This window comes from Nitratireductor aestuarii (assembly GCF_014641695.1).
In the GTDB taxonomy this organism is placed as follows: domain Bacteria; phylum Pseudomonadota; class Alphaproteobacteria; order Rhizobiales; family Rhizobiaceae; genus Chelativorans; species Chelativorans aestuarii.
Genome location: NZ_BMIF01000001.1, coordinates 563,896 through 583,598 on the forward strand (window position 1 = coordinate 563,896; position 19,703 = coordinate 583,598).

A 19,703-nucleotide genomic window follows, 5' to 3' on the forward strand; every position below is an offset into this window, starting at 1 on the left:
ACAGTTATTAACTATAATCACAACACCCAGTTGTGGTAGATGCGCAGGTTGTCCACCTCGTATCCCCCCAACTGAGCGACAGATTTCCGGCTAGGAAGAGGCCACGAGGAACAGTAAAAGAGTGGAAGAAGGTTCCAACGCCGATAGACTAGGCAGGCAACATCTGATTCGCCCGTGAGGCAGGGCGTAACCCTTTCGATTTGTTGAGGGTTGCCTATGGCGGTTGGCGCGCAAGTGACACCCGCGAGCTTCAAAGCAACGCTGCACTGCATGACTTCTGGAGCTCGGCACAGGCTGAAAACAAGCTCAGGCACAAAATGAAAGAGGCCCGGTCGCCAGACCGAGCCTACTCAACTTACGCGCGAAATTGCGACCTGCGGATGCTTTCGTCCGTCAGACCTCAAGCAGTCGATAAAAAGAGGTATTCGGTGCGGACATCCAGAGCTCTGTGCGCAGCGGCTCCGGTCCATATTCCTCTGCGCTGGGCACATCTGATGCAAGCTCCACTTCGCCCGGACAGGTGCCTGGAAGCGATGACCCGTCGAACAACGAGAGCGTGTCGTCCTCCATCGCAGAGCCGAGCCATGGCAAGCCCGTACCAACAAAGGCGCCTGCGTCCTGGTCCCATTCAAGATCCAGGGCCTGCTTTTGCATCGGCAGCGGGATGAAACACTCATAGAGACAAACCGAGCGCCGTGCCTCAACATGACCGCCGCGGCTTGCCATGATCCGGATCGACGCGCCATCAGTCTGCGCCAGTTCGACCAGCGCCGGATTGGAGCAAGGGCGCTCAAGGCGCTGGAGCTTGCGGAAGTTGGTCAGCCGCTCGGGACCGGGTGTGTTGTCTGAAAGGATAGACAAGAGCAGCGACTTGGCCTCCCCGATATGGGTTCCCAGAAAGCGATCCTTGATCTTGTCCCACAGTTTCTCGAACAAACCGATGTCCTGGCCCTTCACCGCCTTCTCACGCAGCGTCTCAAGAGCGTTCAGGGAAAGAGAACCGTTCCCCCGATATCCTTGAATATTCAGAACGTCCATGAAGATATCCAATTCGATGATAGCAATATTGGATATCTACTAGATCAAAGCCAGCAATATACCTGTGCTCAATGTGACATAGCAGGATTGTACTGCCTGACACCGTATACTGTCACTCATACAAAAAAGCCCGCGATGATTTTCGCGGGCTTTTCCTGGAGTGCTTATCGGCGGGTATCCCGCTCGCGCTTTCCTGGCTTTTCCTTCTTGCGGAAGGGTTTGGCCGCCGCGGCATCGTCCCGAGCCGGGCCATCCGCATGGCTGGCGCGCTTGCGGGGCTTCGCGGAGCCCTGATCGTCGCGATAGCCGCGGCTCGGACGCTCGTCACGGCCTTCTTCGCGTCCACGATACTCGCCGCGCGGGCGGTCGTCCGACGGGCGATCATCGAACTTTTTCCGGTAGGGCTTTGGTTCTGACCGGCGCGTGAGATCCGGCGGGCCCTCAAGCTGACGCACGGTGATGCCGCGCTCCAGCGTCATGTTCTTGCCGAGCGCCTGCATGAACGTATCGACGTGATCGGCAGCGATTTCGACGAATGTCTCATCCGCCTGCATGCGGATTGCGCCAATCTCGGCCTTGGAAAGATTGCCGTTGCGGCAGAGCATCGGGATCAGCCAACGCGGCTCTGCATTCTGCTTGCGACCGACAGACACCGAAAACCAGACGGATGGTCCGAAGCTTTCGCGGGGGGCGCGGCGGGCAGCACCTTCGCCCTCGGCGCGCGCCTTGCGGTCTGGATAGCCAAGCGACACCTCGATGAGCTCTTCAGGCGCCGAATGCTTCGTGCGGTAAAGCCGGATGAAGGCAGCCGCGAGCTTGTCGGCCCCGTGCGTCTCAACCAGCGTCTGAATAAGCGCCTGTTCTTCCTCGCGGGTTTCCTCCTGCAGGATCGGATCGGCGAGCAGCCGCTCGTCATCACGGCGCAGTACTTCGTCCGCTGAAGGCGGATGCGCCCACACAGCGGTGATGCCTGCGCCACCCAACAGGCGTTCAGCCTTGCGACGCTGGCTGGTCGGCACGATCAGCGTGCTGATGCCCTTGCGCCCTGCGCGGCCCGTACGGCCGCTGCGATGAAGCAGCGTTTCCGAATTCGTCGGCAGGTCGGCATGGATGACCAGATCGAGGCCAGGCAGGTCGATGCCGCGTGCCGCGACGTCGGTGGCGATACAGACGCGGGCGCGGCCATCGCGCATGGCCTGCAGCGCGTGGTTGCGCTCGGTCTGCGACAGCTCGCCGGAAAGAGCCACAACGGCAACATTGCGGTTGTTGAAGCGCGCCGTGAGATGGTTCACCGCTGCGCGGGTCGAGCAGAAGACGATTGCCGTCGGCGCTTCGTAGTAGCGCAGAACGTTGAAGATGGCGTGCTCGCGATCCGAACCGGCAACCATCAACGCACGGTATTCGATGTCGACGTGCTGCTTGCGCTCGGACTCAGTCTTGATGCGGATGGCATCGCGCTGGTACTGCTTGGCGAGCTTGGCGATGGCAGCAGGCACCGTAGCCGAGAACATCAGGGTGCGCCGTTCAACCGGCGCTTCCTCCAGGATGAACTCCAGATCCTCGCGGAAGCCCAGGTCGAGCATCTCGTCGGCTTCGTCCAGCACAACGACCTTCAGCGCAGAGATATCGAGCGCATTGCGGCGGATATGGTCGCAGAGACGCCCCGGCGTGCCTACAACAATATGGGCCCCACGTTCCAGCGTACGGCGTTCGGTACGGATGTCCATGCCGCCGACGCAGCTTGCGATCACTGCGCCCGTCTCTTCATAGAGCCATTCGAGTTCGCGCTTCACCTGCAGCGCCAGCTCGCGCGTCGGAGCGATGATGACGGCATCCGGCGTCGCCGCCCGGCCGAAGACTTCACTCTCCTCAAGCAGCGTCGGCGCCATGGCGAGGCCGAAGGCCACCGTCTTGCCGGAGCCTGTCTGGGCGGAAACCAGTGCATCGGAATAGATCAGCGCGGGATCGAGCATCGCTTCCTGGACTGGGGTAAGCGTATCGTAGCCGCGTTTTGCCAACGCTCGCGCAAGCGCAGGAACAGCGGCATGGGTATCAGTCATAAAACTTCACTTTCGGAGTTCGCACATCAGCGTGCGGAAAGCTGCGACGCGCGCAGCAAATGTTGCGCTGTTCCTATTTACTCTGAAGGCCAATGTCAAAGCAGATCAGTGATTCTGCCCCGGGCTTTTCAGCCGCATCAGTGGTCCAACTGCCATCCGCCAGACCATGATTTGACAAGTCAATGTCGCGGCTGGAAGCCAGATCTTAAGACTTTCGCGGTTAGCTGACGAAAGATTCGAGATGCTTGGCAGTTTGGGCTTGCTCAAGAGGCCAAAAGCCGCTCTTAAGATATCAGCATATCTAGCCCGAATGTAATGGTCATGCAGAACAAACTCGAAAACCTCGCCCAATTGATGCGTGACGAGCAGCGTAGGCTGCTGGAAGACGCAGCAGAGAGCGGCCGTATACCTGCCGGAAATGCGCTCCAGCGTATCGCCTATCTGGAACTGAACATCGCTGCGATCGAAAATATCCTGATCGAAGAAAAGTAAGACCCAAGAATATCAAGGGACCGAGCGCTTCAGCTTTCGGTCCCTTTTTCGGTTGGAAGACGGCCCCCATAAGGCGGCCTGCCTGCTCTTCCAGTGCACTATTTCGCCGGGCAGCTGTTCGTCGGCGCAGCCTTCACGATCGGGAAGCAGTCCTTCCATTCTGCCGTGCGCGGCGGCCATGGCGTCAGCATTTCCGGATCTTCTTCGAGTTCCAGAACGCCCAGCGCCTGAAGATCCTTCACGCGGCCGTCGAGATATTCCTTGATGACCGTGATCTTGCCGTCCTCTACGTGCGCGACCCAGACGTCATTTACGACCTGCCTGTTGCCCCGCTGAAAAGTGCGGAACTGGACTTCGGCAGCGACTCGCCCGGCCGCCTCATCAATGAAGAAGGCATCAGCCGGGAAATAGATGCTCGTATCCTTGGCGGCATTACAGAAGGCATCGAGATCAGCCAGTACGGCATCGAGCCCCTGCACCCGGCTTGTCGGATAGGAAAAATCAACATCATCAGCCATCGCGTTCTTCATGGCGTCGCGATCGCAATTGGCCCAGGCCGAAGCCACGTCGAATACCAGGTTCTGCATCGTCGCGCGGGCCGATCCCTCAGGCTCCAGCGGGCCATTGAATGTAACATTGCCGCGTACTTCGCCTGCAGACGCGTTTACGGAAAGCGCCATCAGCAGCGCAATTGCGGTAACCCCTCTACGCATTCAAGTTCTCCTTGATTCAATCAGCCCGCTTCAACTGTGTCGCCGCGCCAAAAAACTGTCAATCTGGTTTGAGCGATGAGAAAATAGGCAGCCGCACAAGTATTCGGCAGCGATAGCTTTCACGATGTTGCAATAGTCATCGGGAACACCCACCGTATATTTTCATATCCGCTGACGGTTTCCCTTCGCCGGAAAAATGTTCTAAGGGTGCACCAACGCCTTTCGCGATAGAGAAGACCATGCAGAAGAAACTCGAAACAGTCGCCAACGCCATGCGTGAGGAGCAGCGCAAGCTGCTCGAAGAGGCCGCTGCCCTTGGCCAGATCCCGGCCGGAAACCGCCTGGAGCGGATCGCTCAGCTCGAGCTCAACATCGCAGCAGTCGAGAACACGCTCGACGAGCACGAGTGATCCCGCCAAAATCCGCGTGGTAAGGCAATGAGCTAGGCAGGTGAGCAATAGCGCCCCCGTCACCCTCCTGAAGATCGGCATCGTCGTTATCGGCGCCGGACAGGCTGGATTGTCGGCGGCGTATCATCTGCGCAGGCTCGGTCTTTCGCCGTGGCGCGATTTTCTGGTCCTCGATCACGCGCCACAGCCGGGCGGCGCCTGGCAGCACCGGTGGCCGTCGCTCACGCTATCCACGGTGAACAAGATCCACGACCTTCCGGGCCTGGGGCTCACGGAAGCGATCGATGTCACCTCCACCGATGTTCAGGCATCGAGCGCCGTCCCGGCCTACTTTGCCGCCTATGAGAAGAAGTTCGACCTGCGCGTGCTGCGTCCCGCCCACGTGCAGGTGGTTTGCGACCGGGGAGAACGGCTCCGCGTCGAATCTGACAAGGGCCTTTTTTCCGCTCGCGGCATCATAAACGCGACCGGCACGTGGGAAACGCCGTACATCCCGGAAGTTGCAGGCGCTGAACGTTTCCAGGGGCTGCAACTGCACACCAGGGACTATCGCACTGCCGATGCGTTTAGAGGCAAGCACGTCGTCATTGTCGGCGGTGGCGTCTCCGCGATACAGCTGCTGGACGAGATTTCGCGGGTTACGACCACCACCTGGGTGACGCGGCGTGAACCGCAGTTTCTGGACCAGTCCTTCACACCGGAACTGGGTCGGGCCGCCGTCGCCAAGGTGGAAGAGCGTGTGCGGCAGGGTCTGCCGCCAAGCAGCGTTGTTTCCGTGACGGGCATACCCAAATCACCGGCGATCGACGCGATGCGCGAACGCGGCGTGCTCAGCCGCCTGCCAATGTTCACCGAGATCACCGAACATGGCGTGCGCTGGGAAGACGGCTCCGAGATGAAGGCCGACGTCATTCTCTGGTGCACCGGCTTCCGCAGCTCGCTCGATCATCTCGCGCCCCTGCAGCTGCGCAACGAGGACGGCGGAATCACCATGACCGGTCGCCTTGCCACCCAGGTCGCCAAGGATCCGCGCATACACCTCGTAGGCTACGGACCTTCCGCCTCGACCATTGGCGCCAACCGTGCCGGCGGTGTAGCCGTGCGCGAACTGGCATCCCATTTGGGCCTGAAAGCGAATACGAGCGCGGATTAACGGTTACAGCTTCTGTATATAACCGGCAGCGGGGACATTATGTCCATAGTAACTATGCCAATCAGGCATCATTTCGCCACTTTATTAGCCGACTTGCATAGCGTGTGTGCCAGCGACGGGTTTACCAGTCCCGCAACAGCCACACGCAAGAGGAGCGCCGTCTAACCGGCGGCATATATTGATCGTTCTTCCGTGACCGGCATGACCCGGCACGCCTGAATGTGGAGGTTTCTATGTTAGCCAGGTTCTGTCACTCGTGTGCAGGGCCCCGTCCTTCCGCCGCCCGCCGCTGTCCGTGGTGCATGAAGGCGTATGATGCACCCAAAGGTGTTCCCGAGCACCTCTACGCGAGCTTCGAGGGAGAGGAGGAACTTCCCGGCGAGGCTGTCGCGAAATCCGGAAAAAAGTCCCGCCGGTAGCCTTCACAGGAAGGCATGCAGCACTTGAGGCTGTCTAACGTCTGATACGCTGCTGGATCAGGAGATAAAGCTGTTCACCTGCATGGCAGGACCTGAGCGGCTCTAGAAATGGGCCGGCCAAGCGCCGGCCCTTTGCTTGCAGCAAGCAGTTTAGAACACAGGCGGGAACGGACGTCCGCCGCGATCGAGTGTGATCCAGCGGGTCTCCGTGAACGTTTCCAGCGACCAGCGCCCGCCGTGCTTGCCCAGACCGGAAGCCTTGATGCCGCCGAAAGGCACGTGCGGCTCGTCGTTCACGGACGAGCAGTTCACGTGGCAATTGCCGGTGTCCAGCTGGTTGACGATGGCAAGCGCCCTCGCCTCGTTCTGCGAGAACACACCCGCGGACAGACCGTACTCAGTATCGTTGGAGATCTGGATGGCCTCCTCGTCTGTGCGGAATGGGATTACCGGGACGACAGGTCCAAAGGTCTCTTCCTGGTAGATCTTCATGGCGGGGGTGACACCCGTCAGGATCGTCGGCTCGACGTAACGTCCCTCGATCTTGCCGCCGAGCACCACCTTGGCGCCCTTGGCGATCGCGTCTTCCAGCTGTTCCTTGACCTTGCCCACCTGCTTGTTGTTGATGAGCGGGCCAATGATATGGTCCTTGCTCTTGGTCGGATCGCCCACCTTGAGCTTGGCTGCGCGCTCCACAAAACGCTTGAGGAAATCGTCAAAGATATTCTCGTGCACGAGCACCTTCTCGACCGCCATGCAGATCTGACCCTGATGCATGAAGGAGCCGAAGTTCGCCGCCTGGGTTGCGCGCTCCATCTCGGCATCATCCAGCACGATCAGCGAATCCTTGCCGCCGAGCTCGACGCAGCACTTCTTCAGATGCGCGCCGGCCTTGGCGGCGATCTGGCGACCGACGGCCGTCGAGCCGGTGAAGGAGATACCCTTCACGTAGGGATGCTCGATCAGCTCGTCGCCCACCTCCATCACGTTGTCGCGCGAGCAGGTAACGACGTTGAAGACGCCCTTGGGCAGCCCCGCCTCCTCGAAGATCTCTGCAAATAGCAGCCCCCCCAGGTAGGGTGTCTCTTCCGAGGGCTTCAGCACGATGGTGTTGCCGGCTGCAAGCGGGAAGAGGAAGCCGCGCGCGGACAGAATGCACGGGAAGTTCCACGGGCTGATGACGGAGACGACGCCCATCGGGCGGCGGACGGCCATGGAGACCTTGCCATATTCCGAGGGCAGCACCTCGCCTGTCGACTGCCAGACCGAGGCAGCGGCGGCATGGAAGACTTCCACCACATAGCCTGTTTCGAACATGCCCTTGCCGAACCAGCCGCCGCCTTCCGCCTGAATGGCGTCGACGATCTCCATACGACGGCGCTCCCAGATCTCGGCCGCCTTGTGGAGATAGTGCGCGCGCTTTGAAAACGGCAGTTTCGACCATTCGGGGAATGCCGCCTGTGCAGCCTCGATGGCCGCAGCCGTTTCCGCACGGCCGGAATCCGGCACTTCAGCCCAGACGGATCCGTCGGCGGGGTTCAGATCCTTGAATGTCTTCTTGGCGGCAGACCAGCTGCCACCGATGTACATGCCTTCGAATACGCGGGCCATGATTTTTCCTCCTAGTGCTACTCACACAGAAACATTTTCATTTCGATTTGGCATCGTCCGCCTGCTTGGCGGGACTAGACTGCTCGTGCGTCGCCTGCTCGATCAACATCACGATGTTGCCGGTCACAGGCCAGCTCCCGGATTTCACCGAATAGGCCGTCAGATCCTTCCCCCGCAGGGCATTCGACACCTTCTGCTGGCCCGCAGCCTCGGCGACGAGCGATGCGATGCCATCGCTGACCGGCCAGGCGGTTTTGTTGCGGGTTCGCGCCTGCCATTGCTCCGACTGCTTCGCCGAAAGCTCAGCCACCAGAGCCCCGATGCCATCTGCAACCGACCAGTGGCCGTTGGGCACCGGCTTCGGCTCTTCCGCTGCGGGTTCATCCTCCTCTTCGGCAAAGCGGCTGTTGTGGCCGATGAGCGGATTGGAGAGTTCGTCTTCGAACTTATCCTGCTCTTCCGCGTCTTGCAGCTCTGGCTTCCGCTGCTTTGCCATGTGTGCGGAAAGACGCTCCGCCGCCTGCTGGGCAAGATCGCTGGCGCGATTGCTGATCTCACGCGCGTCCGGCGATACGGGAGCGCTTTGCCCTCCACGACAAGCCGCCATGTGCAGCGCCAGCCGACGCGATGCGCGGTCGGCAAATTCTCCGGCGCGGGCGCTGAGCGCACGGGCGTCTGCCGAGACAATCGGCACAGGCCTTTCCACGGCGATGTTCATGGGCGGCTCCTCCTTCGAAGGATCATAGAGGCCGACGAATGCGGAAGGAATAGGACGTTCACGCCGAAGCGCACGGATGAACAGCGCCTGGATCCGGCCAGCCCGTATGGCGAGCTGTTCGACTGCCCGTTCAAACGCGCCAAGCCCCTCCTGGACCGTGGCCGAAATCCAGCCCTGCGGCCTGGGCTTGCCCGCATCCTTCGATCCGACGCCACCCAGATAGGCGTTGATGACGTCAGGATTGTTCATCATGGCCTCGGCGGAACTTTCACCCGTCACATGGCCGTTCTCGATCAGGTAGCCCCGATCGGAAATCTTCAGGCTTTGGCGGGCGTTCTGCTCAACCAGAAGGATGCCGACGCCCGTCTCCGCCACTTCCTTCAGCGCGCGAAAGAGCTCCTGCGTCAGCAAGGGCGAGAGGCCGAGCGACGGCTCGTCCAGCATCAGGATCTCTGGCCTCGACATCAGCGCGCGGCCGATGGCAACCATCTGCTGCTCACCGCCCGACATGGTGCGAACCACCTGACGCTTGCGTTCGGCAAGACGGGGAAAGAGCCGGTATACCTCTGACAACATGGCAGCTTCGTGAGAGCGCGCACGCGCCGCATAGGAGCCAAGCTGCAGGTTTTCGGCCACCGTCAGCTCACCGAAAATGCCGCGGCCTTCCGGCACCAGTGCGATGCCTTCTTCCACGATCCGGTGCGCCTTCATGCCGGAAATGTTGCGGCCATTCATCACCACAGAACCGCGCCCGGCGCGCACCATGCCGGCGATGGCCTTGAGCAGCGTCGACTTGCCCGCGCCGTTCGCGCCGAGGATGACGCAGATCTCGCCCTTCTCCACCCGAAGGTTGACGCCGTCGAGCGCCTGATGGCGGCCGTAGCTTACGGCGAGGTCACTGACTTCAAGCATCCTCGTCCCCCAGGTAAGCGCGCACTACTTCCGGCTCGGACAGGGCATCTTCCACCCTGCCCTCGGCAATCTTCACCCCGCTCGACATCACCACGCAGCGGTCGCAGAGCGTACGGATCGCATCCATGACATGCTCGACCATGATGATCGTGCGCCCCTCGCGCCGCAGCTCATCAATCAGGCTGATGCCGACCTGGAGCTCCGTGGGATTGAGGCCAGCCAGCCACTCGTCCAGCAACAGCACGCGCGGATCGGACGCCAGCGCCCGGGCGAGCTCGATCCGCTTCTGGTCGATGTAGGTCATGGCCGACACCGGCACGTGCTCGCGGCCGCCAAGACCCACACGGTGGAGCAGCTCGCGCGCCAACGCGCGCGCTTCAGCCCCCCAGGTGCGCCGATGGCCGAACACCGCGCCAGCCATCACGTTCTGTTCGGCATCGAGCGACGGTAGGACGCGGACAAGCTGGAAGGTCCGCGCCACGCCCTTTTGAGCGATGTGATGCGCAGCGAGCCCCCCAATGGGTTGCCCGCCCAACAGGATCTCGCCGCCTGAAGGTTTCAGCGCTCCGGAAATGAGGTTGAGCAGCGTCGTCTTGCCCGACCCATTCGGGCCGATCAGGCCCAAAAGCTCGCCCTGCCGCACATCGAAGGATACGTCATTGACGGCGACCAAGCCCCCAAAAGTCTTGCGCGCCACGCGCACGGAAAGTGCAGGCATGCTCATGGCTGCACCTCCCCGGGCTTGACTGCGGGCGCACCCATGCGGCTCCGCAGCTTCGTCCGCGCCTGCTCGATCAGCCCCGTCACGCCGTTCGGAATGAAGTAGACGATCGCAAGGAAGGCGATGCCCATCACGATGGATGTGTGGTTAGGAAATTTCGCCGTCACAAAGTCCATAAGGATCGTGAACGGGATGACGCCCACCAGCGGTCCCCACAGCCGCTTGGTTCCGCCGAGCAGCGCCATGATGACGACGAGAAACGAGATGGTCGGGTTGAAGGCGGAGTTCGGCTGGATATACGCATAGCGCGGTGCGCAGATTGCCCCCGCGATGCCGATGAAGGCGCCCGAGATCATGAAGAGGATGATCTTCGCCCGCGCCGTATCGATCCCGACATGGCGCGCCACGGTCTCGTCGTTGCCAATCACCTGCATGGCAAAGCCCAGCCGCGAGCGGTTGATGAGCCAGCCGGTGATGAAGACCAGCACCGTCAGCGCCAGCAGCATCCAGAAGATGTGCTTCTCGGTAAAATCCGTGAAGACATAGAGGCCCATGCGCGTCGTAATCTTCGACTGGCCCCAGCTCACCAGCTGGCGCACCAGCTCAGCCAGACCGAGGGTGAAGATCACGAAATAAACGCCGGAAAGCCGGAGCGTCGCCACGCCGACAATGCCTGCGAGGACAGCGCCGCAGCCGGCGCCGATCAGCACCAGCAGCGGGAACGGCAGATGGTCGATGCCCAGACCCACCGAATAAGTGCCGAGCCCAAAGAAGGCGGCAGACGCGAGGGAAATGTAATGCGTCGGGCCGGAAAACAGCGTCCAGGCGGTGCATAGCGCCGCATAGAGCATGATGTTGACGCCAAGCGCCAAGTAATAGGCCTGATCGAACACCGGGAGAAGTGCCGCTACGATCACAAGCGCGGCCCCTACGGCACCGGCCCTAAGCTCCTCTTGTGTCAGGTTGAAAGGCAATGGACTCATGTGGTGCGCCTTCCAAAGAGACCCTGCGGCCTGACCAGCAGGACCAGTATGAACAGCGCATAGGTCGCGGCGATGGTGAGCCCCGGATCGATCAGGCTTGCGACCGCCGTTTCAGCCACGCCCAGCATGAGGGCGGCGAGCACCGCGCCACGCACATCGCCGACGCCTCCCATGATCACGATGATCAGCGCCTTCATGGTGAAGGCAATGCCCATGGCGGCATTGAAGGTGTAGAAGGTCGAGAGCAGCGCTCCGCCGCAGGCCGTCAGGGCGCCACCCAGCGCAAAGGCCATGGCCGAGGTCTTCGCCACATCGATTGCCACGAGGTTCGCAGACGCGGGATCAGCCGCGACGGCGCGGACTGCCGTGCCCTGCCGTGTATGGTAGAGGAAGAAGTAGAGCGCGCCTGCGATCACCACCGCAGCACAAAAGGCTACAACGCGGTTCAGGCCATAGGCGGAGCCGAACAGCATGAAGCGCTCGGCCAGAAACTGGTAGTTTACGTACTCGCCGCCAAAAGCCAGAAGCATCAGGCCCTGCAGCAGGAACATCAGGCCGAAGGTTGCCAGAATGGAATCCACCTCCAGCTGGCCACGGTTCTTCGCACGCCTGACGAGGGGGCGCAGGGCAACCTCATAGATCAGCCAGTTCAACACAAAGGCGAGCGGCGCAATGACGAAGAGCCCCAGTATCGGGTTGATCGTGAAGGAAACATAGAGCCAGAACGCGATGAAACAGCCGGCAACGAGCGTCTCACCATTGGCGATGTTCATGATGCGCGCGACGCCGTACTGCAGCGTGAGGCCGAGCGCGATCAGCGCATAGGTACCGCTCAGCAATATGCCGGTAACAAGAATCTGCATGGAACACGTCTACCGATAGGCTGCCGGCGCGGCTTGGAACCGCGCCAGCGTGTTGATCGAGGATGTTATTCCCAGCCCTGCTTCTTCACAGGCTCCTGCGAGATCTCGATGCCGTCAGCGGCCACCGCCACGAAGGCGCCATCGCGCCACTGGCCGACGGTCCAGACGTTCGGATTGACGTTGTTCTGGAACTTGACCTGCCCAATGACCGTGTCAAAGGTTCCATCCTTGATGGCCTGCACCACGGCAGCGCGATCCTTCGTGCCTGCCTGTTCGATCGCCTGCTCAAGGACCTGCAAACCGGCGTAGGTCGTGGCGCTGGCCCAGAAGTCTGGTCCCTGCCCCGCCGACGCCTGATGGCGCTCCATGTAGTCCTTGACCTTCGGATCGTCCGTGTTGACTCCGCCAATGCCGATGATGCCTTCGGCAGCCTTGCCAAAACGCGCCGCGAAGGACGGGAATGCCGTGCCGACACCCACGTAGAAGGCGCCGACATCAAGGCCCTGGATCTGCGCCTGCTCGGTCAGGGCGAAGGTTTCACCCGGATAGGAGAAGGCAACGAAGGCATCTGGCGATGCCGCCTTGGCAGAGGAGATGACCGGGGCCAGATCCTGCGTGCCGAGCGGGAACGACGCTTCATAGACGAGCTCGAACCCGGCGTCAGTCAGCGCCGGCTTTGCCGCGCCAAGAAGCTCCATGCCGAAAGCGTCCGTTACATTGACGAGCGCTACCTTGTTGCCGATGTCACCCTTGTCGCGCAGTTTGACCAGCGTCTCGACCGCACCCTTTGCAAGCTGCGTAGCTGTGCCCAGCATCCAGAACGAGTTGTTCCAGCGCTTGGCAAATTCCTCGACACCGTCGGTCGCCGCACTCGTGGTGATATGCGGATAGCCGTGCTGCGCGATCATCGGAGCGGTCGCGACATTGATGCCGGTCGAGTACGGGGTAACGATGAAGTCGACCTTGTCCACGGTCGCCAGACGCTGGATGTTCTGGATCGCGTTTTCCGGGTTGGTCTGGTCGTCGTATTCGACGAGCTCGATCTTCTGCTGCGTATCGCCGATCTTGAGACCGCCGCGCGCATTGACCTCATCAACCCACATCTTGACGTTCGGCCAATGGGTGACCGCAGCACCGCCTGCCAGCGGACCGGTCTTGGGCGCGCTGGCGCCGATCTTCACCACCTCCTGCGCATAGGCAAATCCGCTGGTGAAACTCAAAAGCGCTGCGGAAACCGCAAGCGTAACGAATGTGCGCCTCTGCATGATCTCTCCTCCCTGATCAGACAATGAATGCTGTTATTCCCGCGCGCTGATGACGCTCCGCTGCAACTCTCCTCAAAGCTGCTGAAACTTCGGCGGCCAGAACCTCCCCCAACGCGCTGGTACCTCAAGACTGCATCCTCCGCAGTCTCGCCAGGAATGATAATGCTTATGTGTATACATAATAGCAAGAGCTTTGGTGCAGCTCGTACGGACCATTCTTACAGTGTCTGTTGCCGATATGCCTCTCACCCCATCCCAGCCATTACAGCCGACATCGCGACCCATGTATACATTACGCTTCTGCTCGTTGATGGAAGTGTCGCTTTTTGGCCACACGGGCGCATGATGTGACACATGCACGTTTTGCCACCCCCTCCGAGCCACAATGCCGACATTATGTCATCGATAAACAATCAGTTATCGAACCCTTTGTTGGCAGAGTTCCGCCACAAAGCTCCCTTCAAACGTCTCCGGACACGGCCCGACGCGGACCGCCTCCCCTGGCCGAAGCATTACGACCGATGTTCGGATCAACCAGCATAGGAATGACATGGTCGGCCCCGATCGCAGTGCCCAGTCCGTTTCACCGGAACAAAAGGAGGGTGCAGCGATGCTTCGCAGAACCTTTCTGCTGGGACTGGGTACGATGGCCGTTTCGGGCTGCGTGTCGACCCAACCTGTGCCCGTGCTGAACGTAGCCCCGCCCCCGCCCGCTGTTCCGCCCATGTATCAGGCGCTTCCGAACGAAGAATTTCCGTTGCCGGCCGTCGACATGGCCCGCTTCGATCCGGCGTTCTGGCGCATGGAAGTCGACTATGTCACCGACGAGAAGCCAGGCACGCTCATCGTCGACACACCCAATCGCTACCTCTATCACGTGCATGCCGGCGGCCGTGCGACGCGATACGGCATCGGCGTCGGGCGCGACGGATTTGCCTGGGCTGGCCGTGCGAAGGTTGCCTACAAGCGCAAGTGGCCGCGCTGGACGCCGCCTGACGAGATGGTCGCGCGCCAACCCGAGCTGGAGCCCTACAGCATCGCCAATGGCGGCATGGCGCCGGGCCTGAAGAACCCGCTCGGGGCCCGCGCGCTCTACATCCACAAGGATGGCAAGGACACGATCTACCGCATCCACGGCAGCATGGAAGCCTGGACGATCGGCAAGTCTGTCTCCTCCGGTTGCATCCGGCTCATCAACCACGACATCATCCACCTCTATGATCATGTGCGCGACGGCAGCACGCTCGTCGTCATTCCGGATGACAGCATGAGGCACTTGCTGGTCTAAACCGTGATGCTCATTCGCTGAGTTCGATCCAGACGGGTGCGTGGTCGCTGGCGTTCTCCCTGCCGCGCACCTCGCGATCAACGCCAGCGGCCATCAGACGGTCGCGCAGGTTCGGGCTCAGCAAAAGGTGATCGATCCTGAGCCCGGCATCCCGCTCCCAGCGGTTTCGCATGTAGTGCCAGAACGTGTAGATGCGTTCGTCCGGGTGAAGTTCGCGCAACGCGTCGGTCCAGCTGCGGCCGACCAGCTTGCGGAAGGCCGCGCGGGCTTCCGGTTGCACCAGTGCATCCTTGTCCCATGACTTCGTGGGATAGATGTCGAACTCGGTCGGCACCACGTTGAAATCGCCCGCGAGCACCACTGGCGCGCCCATCTTGCGCAGCTCTGTCGCCCTCTTTCGCAGCCGTTCCAGCCATTGCAGCTTGTAGTCGAACTTCGGCCCCGGCTGCGGATTACCGTTGGGTGCATAGATACAGGCGATCAGCACGCCCTGCACAGCCGCCTCGATATAGCGCGCCTGGGTGTCGGTACTGTCTCCCGGCAATTGCCGGCAGGTGACGAGCGGCTCACCAATGCGCGACAGGATGGCCACGCCGTTCCAGGTCTTCTGGCCGACCCAGACAGCATCGTAGCCTGCCTGATTTATCGCATCCTCGGGAAAGGCGTTCTGTGCCGCTTTCAGCTCCTGAAGACAGACGACGTCCGGCTCTGACTCCTCCAGCCATTCGAGCAGATTGGCGAGCCGCTTGTTGACGTTGTTGATGTTGAATGTCGCGATCTTCATTCTCAAGCGACGCGTTTCGCAAAGCTGGCCACGGCTTCAGCCATGGTGCGCAGATGGTCGGCGGCGGAAAAGCCGGAGATCTTCTTGCGCGGCTTCAGGTCGTGATCGCCATCCTCCAGCCAGAGGACTTCAATTGCCTCCGAGAGCGCATAGCCCGGCACCTCCTCCCGCGTACCGAACGGATCGCGCGTCCCCTGGCAGATGAGCGTCGGAATTTTCAGATCAAGAAGATGAGCCGTCCGCAGCTGTTCAGGCTTTTCCGGCGGATGGAAGGGATAGCCGAAGCAGACGAGACCGTTGATCTTTCCCTGCGTATAGAGCTCGTCCGCAACCATGGATGCAACGCGGCCGCCCATGGACTTGCCGCCGATGATGATCGGGCCATCGAAACCAGCCTGGAGCTGTTCGATGGCCTCCAGATATTCCGGTTTCAACAGTTCTGCCTTCGGCGGCGGCTTTCGCGCACCTTCGCGCCGGGCTGCCATGTAGCCAAACTCGAAGCGGACGATCCTGAACCCTTGCCCGCAGAGCGCTGTGGCAATGGATGTCATTCCGGGCGAATCCATTGCCGCCCCTGCCCCATGCGCAAGCAAAACGGTGGCAACCGCTTGGCTGCCACCGTTTTCTTGAGGATCGTCAATCAGAAACCGCATCGCTCTTCACCTGCCTTCGACTCTCATCAAGTATCAGGCAGGCAACTCGTTCCCTCAACGGAAAACCAGGTTTAGTGCAGGATCTGCGACAGGAAGAGCTTCGTGCGCTCGTGCTGCGGGTTCTCGAAGAACTCGACGGGCGTGTTCTGCTCGATGATCTGACCCTGATCCATGAAGATGACGCGGTTAGCCACCTGACGGGCAAAGCCCATCTCGTGGGTCACGCAGATCATCGTCATGCCGGATTCCGCCAGATCCACCATCGTCTCCAGCACTTCCTTGATCATCTCCGGATCGAGCGCCGAAGTGGGCTCGTCGAAAAGCATGATGCGCGGGTTCATGCACAGCGCCCGGGCGATCGCCACGCGCTGCTGCTGACCGCCCGAAAGCTGGCCCGGATACTTGTGGGCCTGCTCGGGAATGCGCACGCGCGCCAGATATTGCATCGCGATCTCTTCCGCATCCTTGCGCGGCATCTTGCGCACCCAGATCGGCGCAAGAGTGCAATTCTCGAGGATCGTCAGATGCGGGAAGAGGTTGAAGTGCTGGAACACCATGCCAACTTCCCGGCGCACCTCGTCGATCTTCTTCAGGTCGTTGGTGAGCTCCTTGCCGTCAACCATGATCCTGCCTGTCTGATGTTCCTCCAGACGGTTGATGCATCGGATCATGGTGGACTTGCCCGAACCCGACGGGCCGCAGACGACGATGCGTTCGCCGTTCATCACCTTCAGGTTGATGTCACGCAGAACGTGGAAATCACCATACCACTTGTTCATGTTGATGATTTCGATCGCCACTTCGGTATCGGAGACCGCAAGCTTGCGAGTTTGAGGCACCTGCGCCGGATTTATGTTCGCAACCATTTATTTCTCCAATTTTAGCGGCGGTGGCCAGTTTCGAGCCTGCGCTCGATGAACTGCGAATACCGCGACATGCCGAAGCAGAAGACCCAGTAGACAAACCCCGCAAACACCAAACCGGTCGCGGCAGTCGATGGCGTGATCCAGGCGGGGTCGGCAAAACCGCGCCGCACCGTGCCCAGAAGGTCCGCAAGGCCGATGATGTAGACGAGGCTCGTGTCCTTGAACATGCTGATGAAGGAGTTGACGATTCCAGGGATTACCAGCTTCAGCGCCTGCGGCATGATGATGAAGCGCATCATCTGCCAGTAGCTGAGGCCAAGCGCCTGTGCCCCTTCAAACTGTCCCTTCTGGATGGCCTGCAGGCCACCGCGAATGACCTCGGCCAGATAAGCAGCCGAGAACAGCGCCACGCCGATCAGCGCGCGCAGCAGGTTGTTGAAGGTCACCCCGTCAGGCAGCAGCAGCGGGATCATGAAGGCGGACATGAACAGAACGGTGATCAGCGGCACACCACGCCAGAACTCGATGAAGATGATCGAGAGCAGCTTGATGGCCGGCAGATGCGAGCGCCGCCCGAGCGCCAGCAGGATACCGAGCGGCAGCGATGCGGCAATGCCCGTGATGGCAACGACAAGTGTGAGCGAAAGGCCGCCCCACAGATGCGTCGGTACCTCGCGCAGTCCGAAATCCGCCGAGAGGAAGAGGATGACTGCAAGCATAACGACCGGCGCGACCAGCACCTTCAGACGCTGGTTGTTCGTCACGCTCGCCGCAACGCTTGCCGCGACTGATCCAAAGGCCAGAAGGGTCGACACCAAAGACAAAGCCGTGAACTCGAAACCCAGTACCCTGAAGGATTCCGACCGCACGATGTTGCTTGCAAAGAGGACGATAATTGCCGCCGTCGCAAGCCAGGTCGCAATCCGCACGTAGCGTTCGGAAACCTGGAGACTCGTTCCAGCAACTGCGATCGCGACGAAGGCTGCGATGGCAAACAGGAACGAGATCCATCCGCCGCCGATTCCGAAATCGCCGCCGGTCATGAGAACCAGAGCGACAATCGGATAGACAGCAAACAGAAGCAGCGCATTCAGTCGCTTCCACGGAACTGACGGTATGGCCAGCGGCACCGCGAACACGACCAGCAGAAGATGGACGAGATCGATGCGCCACCGCTCGGCGACCGGGTAAAGCCCATAGATGAACTGGCCCATCTTGGCGTTGACGAAAGCCCAGCAAGCGCCGATCACCTGCCCTTCGGCCGGCACGCAGGCTTCACGGTTGGCGCCTGTGAAGACGGCTGTGAGAATGCCCCACTCAATGAGGTTCCACGCGAGCCAGACGACAAAGATGCCAAGAACGATGGTCACGACACTGTCATAGGGCGTCGCAAACAGGTTCTTGCGGAGCGTGGCAATTAGTCCGGCTTCACTGCGAGGCGCTGGCAACCTTGGTAGTTCACGTTGTGAGACGTAGGCAGAAACGTGTTCGCTCATTCTCGCCTCCTATCGCTCGACCAGCGCTGCACGCGCGTTGAACCAGTTCATGAAGGCTGCAACGGAGAGGCTGAGGCCCAGATAGCTCAGCATCCAGATCGCAACGACTTCGACGGACTGGCCGGTCTGGTTGAGGACGGTCGATCCGATGGCAACCAGCTCCGGGTAGCCCACAGCCAGGCCCAGCGAAGAGTTCTTCGTCAGGTTCAGATACTGGCTTGTGAGCGGCGGGATGATGACACGGAAGGCCTGAGGCACGACCACCAGCCGCAACGTGAGCCTGCGTGACAGGCCAAGCGCCGAGGCCGCTTCCGTCTGCCCCTTTGACACGGCGATGATCCCTGCCCGGACGATCTCGGCAATGAAGGCTGCCGTATAGAACGAGAGAGCGAGGAAGAGCGCCAGGAATTCAGGCCGCACGTGCCAGCCACCGGAGAGGTTGAAACGCGTCGCCTTCGGAATTTCGAAGGTCATCGGAAATCCGGTGACAGCGAAGACCACAAGCGGAAGTCCGATAAGCAGACCTAGCACCGGCCACAGGATCGACGGCCGCTGCCCCGTCTGGAGCTGCATGGCACGGGCGCGCCGGGACAGAAGCCAAGCGCCCACGATGCCGGCGATGAGGGCCAACACGCTCCAGATCGCGATCGCATCGAACCGTGCCGCGGGCATCTGAAGACCGCGGTTGCTGAGATAAGTGCTCAGCGGGAACTCGATGGCGTCCTTCGGCAACGGCAGCACTGTCAGCACACCGAAATACCAGAACAGGATCACCAACAGCGGCGGGATGTTGCGGAACGTCTCCACATAGATCGTTGCCAGTCCGCGCAGCAGATAGTTGTGTGACAACCGCGCGATGCCGACGATGAAGCCAACGATTGTGGCGAGCGCAATGCCTGCGCCTGAGACCAGGATCGTGTTGACGATGCCGACAACGAGCGCCCGGCCATAGGAGGAATTGGCGGTGTAATCGATCGGCACCTGACCGATGTCGAAACCGGCGCGATAGTTGAGGAAGCCAAAACCGGACGCGATCTTCGAGCGCGTCAGGTTCTGCATGGTATTGCTGATCAGCCATGCCGCAAAAGCGGTGATGGCGATGATAAGCACGATCTGGATGATCAGACCGCGCGTTTTGGGATCCCGCATCAGGGAGACGCGCTCCCTGGGTTCCCCAATAGCTTGGCTATAGACCGTCATTGGATCTGCCGTTTAACGGCGGATGCAGAACGCTTGCGGAAAGCGACTGCCCCCGCCT

The 19,703-nt window shown here is 60.8% G+C and carries 18 protein-coding genes; 4 read left to right on the plus strand and 14 right to left on the minus strand.

Annotated features, from left to right (window positions below):
- Positions 1-393: 393 nt before the first annotated feature.
- Both IEX27_RS02680 and IEX27_RS02685 read right to left on the minus strand, forming a co-directional pair.
- The gene (locus IEX27_RS02680; protein WP_188719376.1) at positions 394-1,038 is read right to left on the minus strand and encodes a hypothetical protein; all 645 of its coding nucleotides are present in this window, start codon (positions 1,036-1,038) and stop codon (positions 394-396) included.
- Positions 1,039-1,202: 164 nt separating this feature from the next.
- Complete coding sequence (locus tag IEX27_RS02685) at positions 1,203-3,098, minus strand: DEAD/DEAH box helicase (RefSeq protein ID WP_188719377.1); 1,896 nt, start codon at positions 3,096-3,098, stop codon at positions 1,203-1,205.
- A 321-nt stretch (positions 3,099-3,419) separates the two neighbouring features.
- Between IEX27_RS02685 and IEX27_RS02690 the strand changes: the two genes are divergently transcribed.
- The gene (locus IEX27_RS02690) at positions 3,420-3,590 is read left to right on the plus strand and encodes a hypothetical protein (RefSeq protein ID WP_188719378.1); all 171 of its coding nucleotides are present in this window, start codon (positions 3,420-3,422) and stop codon (positions 3,588-3,590) included.
- Positions 3,591-3,688: 98 nt separating this feature from the next.
- Here the strand turns inward: IEX27_RS02690 and IEX27_RS02695 are convergent, their stop codons facing one another.
- Positions 3,689-4,303, minus strand: a complete 615-nt coding sequence (locus IEX27_RS02695) for a nuclear transport factor 2 family protein (RefSeq protein ID WP_188719379.1) — start codon at positions 4,301-4,303, stop codon at positions 3,689-3,691.
- A 239-nt stretch (positions 4,304-4,542) separates the two neighbouring features.
- Between IEX27_RS02695 and IEX27_RS02700 the strand changes: the two genes are divergently transcribed.
- The gene (locus IEX27_RS02700; protein WP_188719595.1) at positions 4,543-4,713 is read left to right on the plus strand and encodes a hypothetical protein; all 171 of its coding nucleotides are present in this window, start codon (positions 4,543-4,545) and stop codon (positions 4,711-4,713) included.
- A gap of 40 nt (positions 4,714-4,753) precedes the next feature.
- Complete coding sequence (locus tag IEX27_RS02705) at positions 4,754-5,866, plus strand: NAD(P)-binding domain-containing protein (RefSeq protein ID WP_188719380.1); 1,113 nt, start codon at positions 4,754-4,756, stop codon at positions 5,864-5,866.
- Between the two features lie 569 nt (positions 5,867-6,435).
- On the opposite strand, the gene IEX27_RS02710 is transcribed toward IEX27_RS02705, so the two are convergent.
- The 6 genes from IEX27_RS02710 to IEX27_RS02735 all read right to left on the minus strand — a co-directional run bounded on the left by IEX27_RS02710 (position 6,436) and on the right by IEX27_RS02735 (position 13,358).
- Positions 6,436-7,896: an aldehyde dehydrogenase family protein gene (locus IEX27_RS02710; RefSeq protein WP_188719381.1), complete on the minus strand. Its 1,461-nt coding sequence runs from the start codon at positions 7,894-7,896 to the stop codon at positions 6,436-6,438.
- Between the two features lie 37 nt (positions 7,897-7,933).
- Positions 7,934-9,526, minus strand: coding sequence for an ABC transporter ATP-binding protein (locus IEX27_RS21600; protein WP_188719382.1), 1,593 nt, complete (start codon positions 9,524-9,526; stop codon positions 7,934-7,936).
- Positions 9,519-10,250 (minus strand): ABC transporter ATP-binding protein, encoded by a 732-nt coding sequence (locus tag IEX27_RS02720; protein WP_188719383.1) that lies wholly within the window; start codon positions 10,248-10,250, stop codon positions 9,519-9,521. Before IEX27_RS02720 ends, IEX27_RS21600 begins: the two co-directional genes overlap by 8 nt.
- Complete coding sequence (locus tag IEX27_RS02725; RefSeq protein WP_188719384.1) at positions 10,247-11,230, minus strand: branched-chain amino acid ABC transporter permease; 984 nt, start codon at positions 11,228-11,230, stop codon at positions 10,247-10,249. The genes IEX27_RS02720 and IEX27_RS02725 overlap by 4 nt, the downstream gene beginning before the upstream one ends.
- Entirely contained in the window at positions 11,227-12,093 is an 867-nt protein-coding gene (locus tag IEX27_RS02730; protein ID WP_188719385.1) for a branched-chain amino acid ABC transporter permease, read from the minus strand. The genes IEX27_RS02725 and IEX27_RS02730 overlap by 4 nt, the downstream gene beginning before the upstream one ends.
- A gap of 65 nt (positions 12,094-12,158) precedes the next feature.
- Positions 12,159-13,358, minus strand: coding sequence for an amino acid ABC transporter substrate-binding protein (locus tag IEX27_RS02735; protein ID WP_188719386.1), 1,200 nt, complete (start codon positions 13,356-13,358; stop codon positions 12,159-12,161).
- 610 nt (positions 13,359-13,968) lie between these two features.
- Between IEX27_RS02735 and IEX27_RS02740 the strand changes: the two genes are divergently transcribed.
- The gene (locus IEX27_RS02740; RefSeq protein WP_244630192.1) at positions 13,969-14,646 is read left to right on the plus strand and encodes a L,D-transpeptidase; all 678 of its coding nucleotides are present in this window, start codon (positions 13,969-13,971) and stop codon (positions 14,644-14,646) included.
- A 10-nt stretch (positions 14,647-14,656) separates the two neighbouring features.
- On the opposite strand, the gene xth is transcribed toward IEX27_RS02740, so the two are convergent.
- From xth to IEX27_RS02765, 5 genes are all read right to left on the minus strand, one after another.
- Positions 14,657-15,430, minus strand: coding sequence for an exodeoxyribonuclease III (gene xth / locus IEX27_RS02745; protein ID WP_188719387.1), 774 nt, complete (start codon positions 15,428-15,430; stop codon positions 14,657-14,659).
- A gap of 2 nt (positions 15,431-15,432) precedes the next feature.
- Positions 15,433-16,083, minus strand: coding sequence for an alpha/beta hydrolase family protein (locus tag IEX27_RS02750; RefSeq protein ID WP_188719388.1), 651 nt, complete (start codon positions 16,081-16,083; stop codon positions 15,433-15,435).
- A gap of 71 nt (positions 16,084-16,154) precedes the next feature.
- Positions 16,155-16,949 carry an amino acid ABC transporter ATP-binding protein gene (locus IEX27_RS02755; protein ID WP_188719389.1) on the minus strand — a complete coding sequence of 265 codons (795 nt, stop codon included), beginning with the start codon at positions 16,947-16,949 and terminating at the stop codon, positions 16,155-16,157.
- 14 nt (positions 16,950-16,963) lie between these two features.
- Positions 16,964-18,445: an amino acid ABC transporter permease gene (locus IEX27_RS02760; protein ID WP_188719390.1), complete on the minus strand. Its 1,482-nt coding sequence runs from the start codon at positions 18,443-18,445 to the stop codon at positions 16,964-16,966.
- 9 nt (positions 18,446-18,454) lie between these two features.
- Positions 18,455-19,645, minus strand: coding sequence for an amino acid ABC transporter permease (locus IEX27_RS02765; protein WP_188719391.1), 1,191 nt, complete (start codon positions 19,643-19,645; stop codon positions 18,455-18,457).
- Positions 19,646-19,703: the final 58 nt, after the last annotated feature.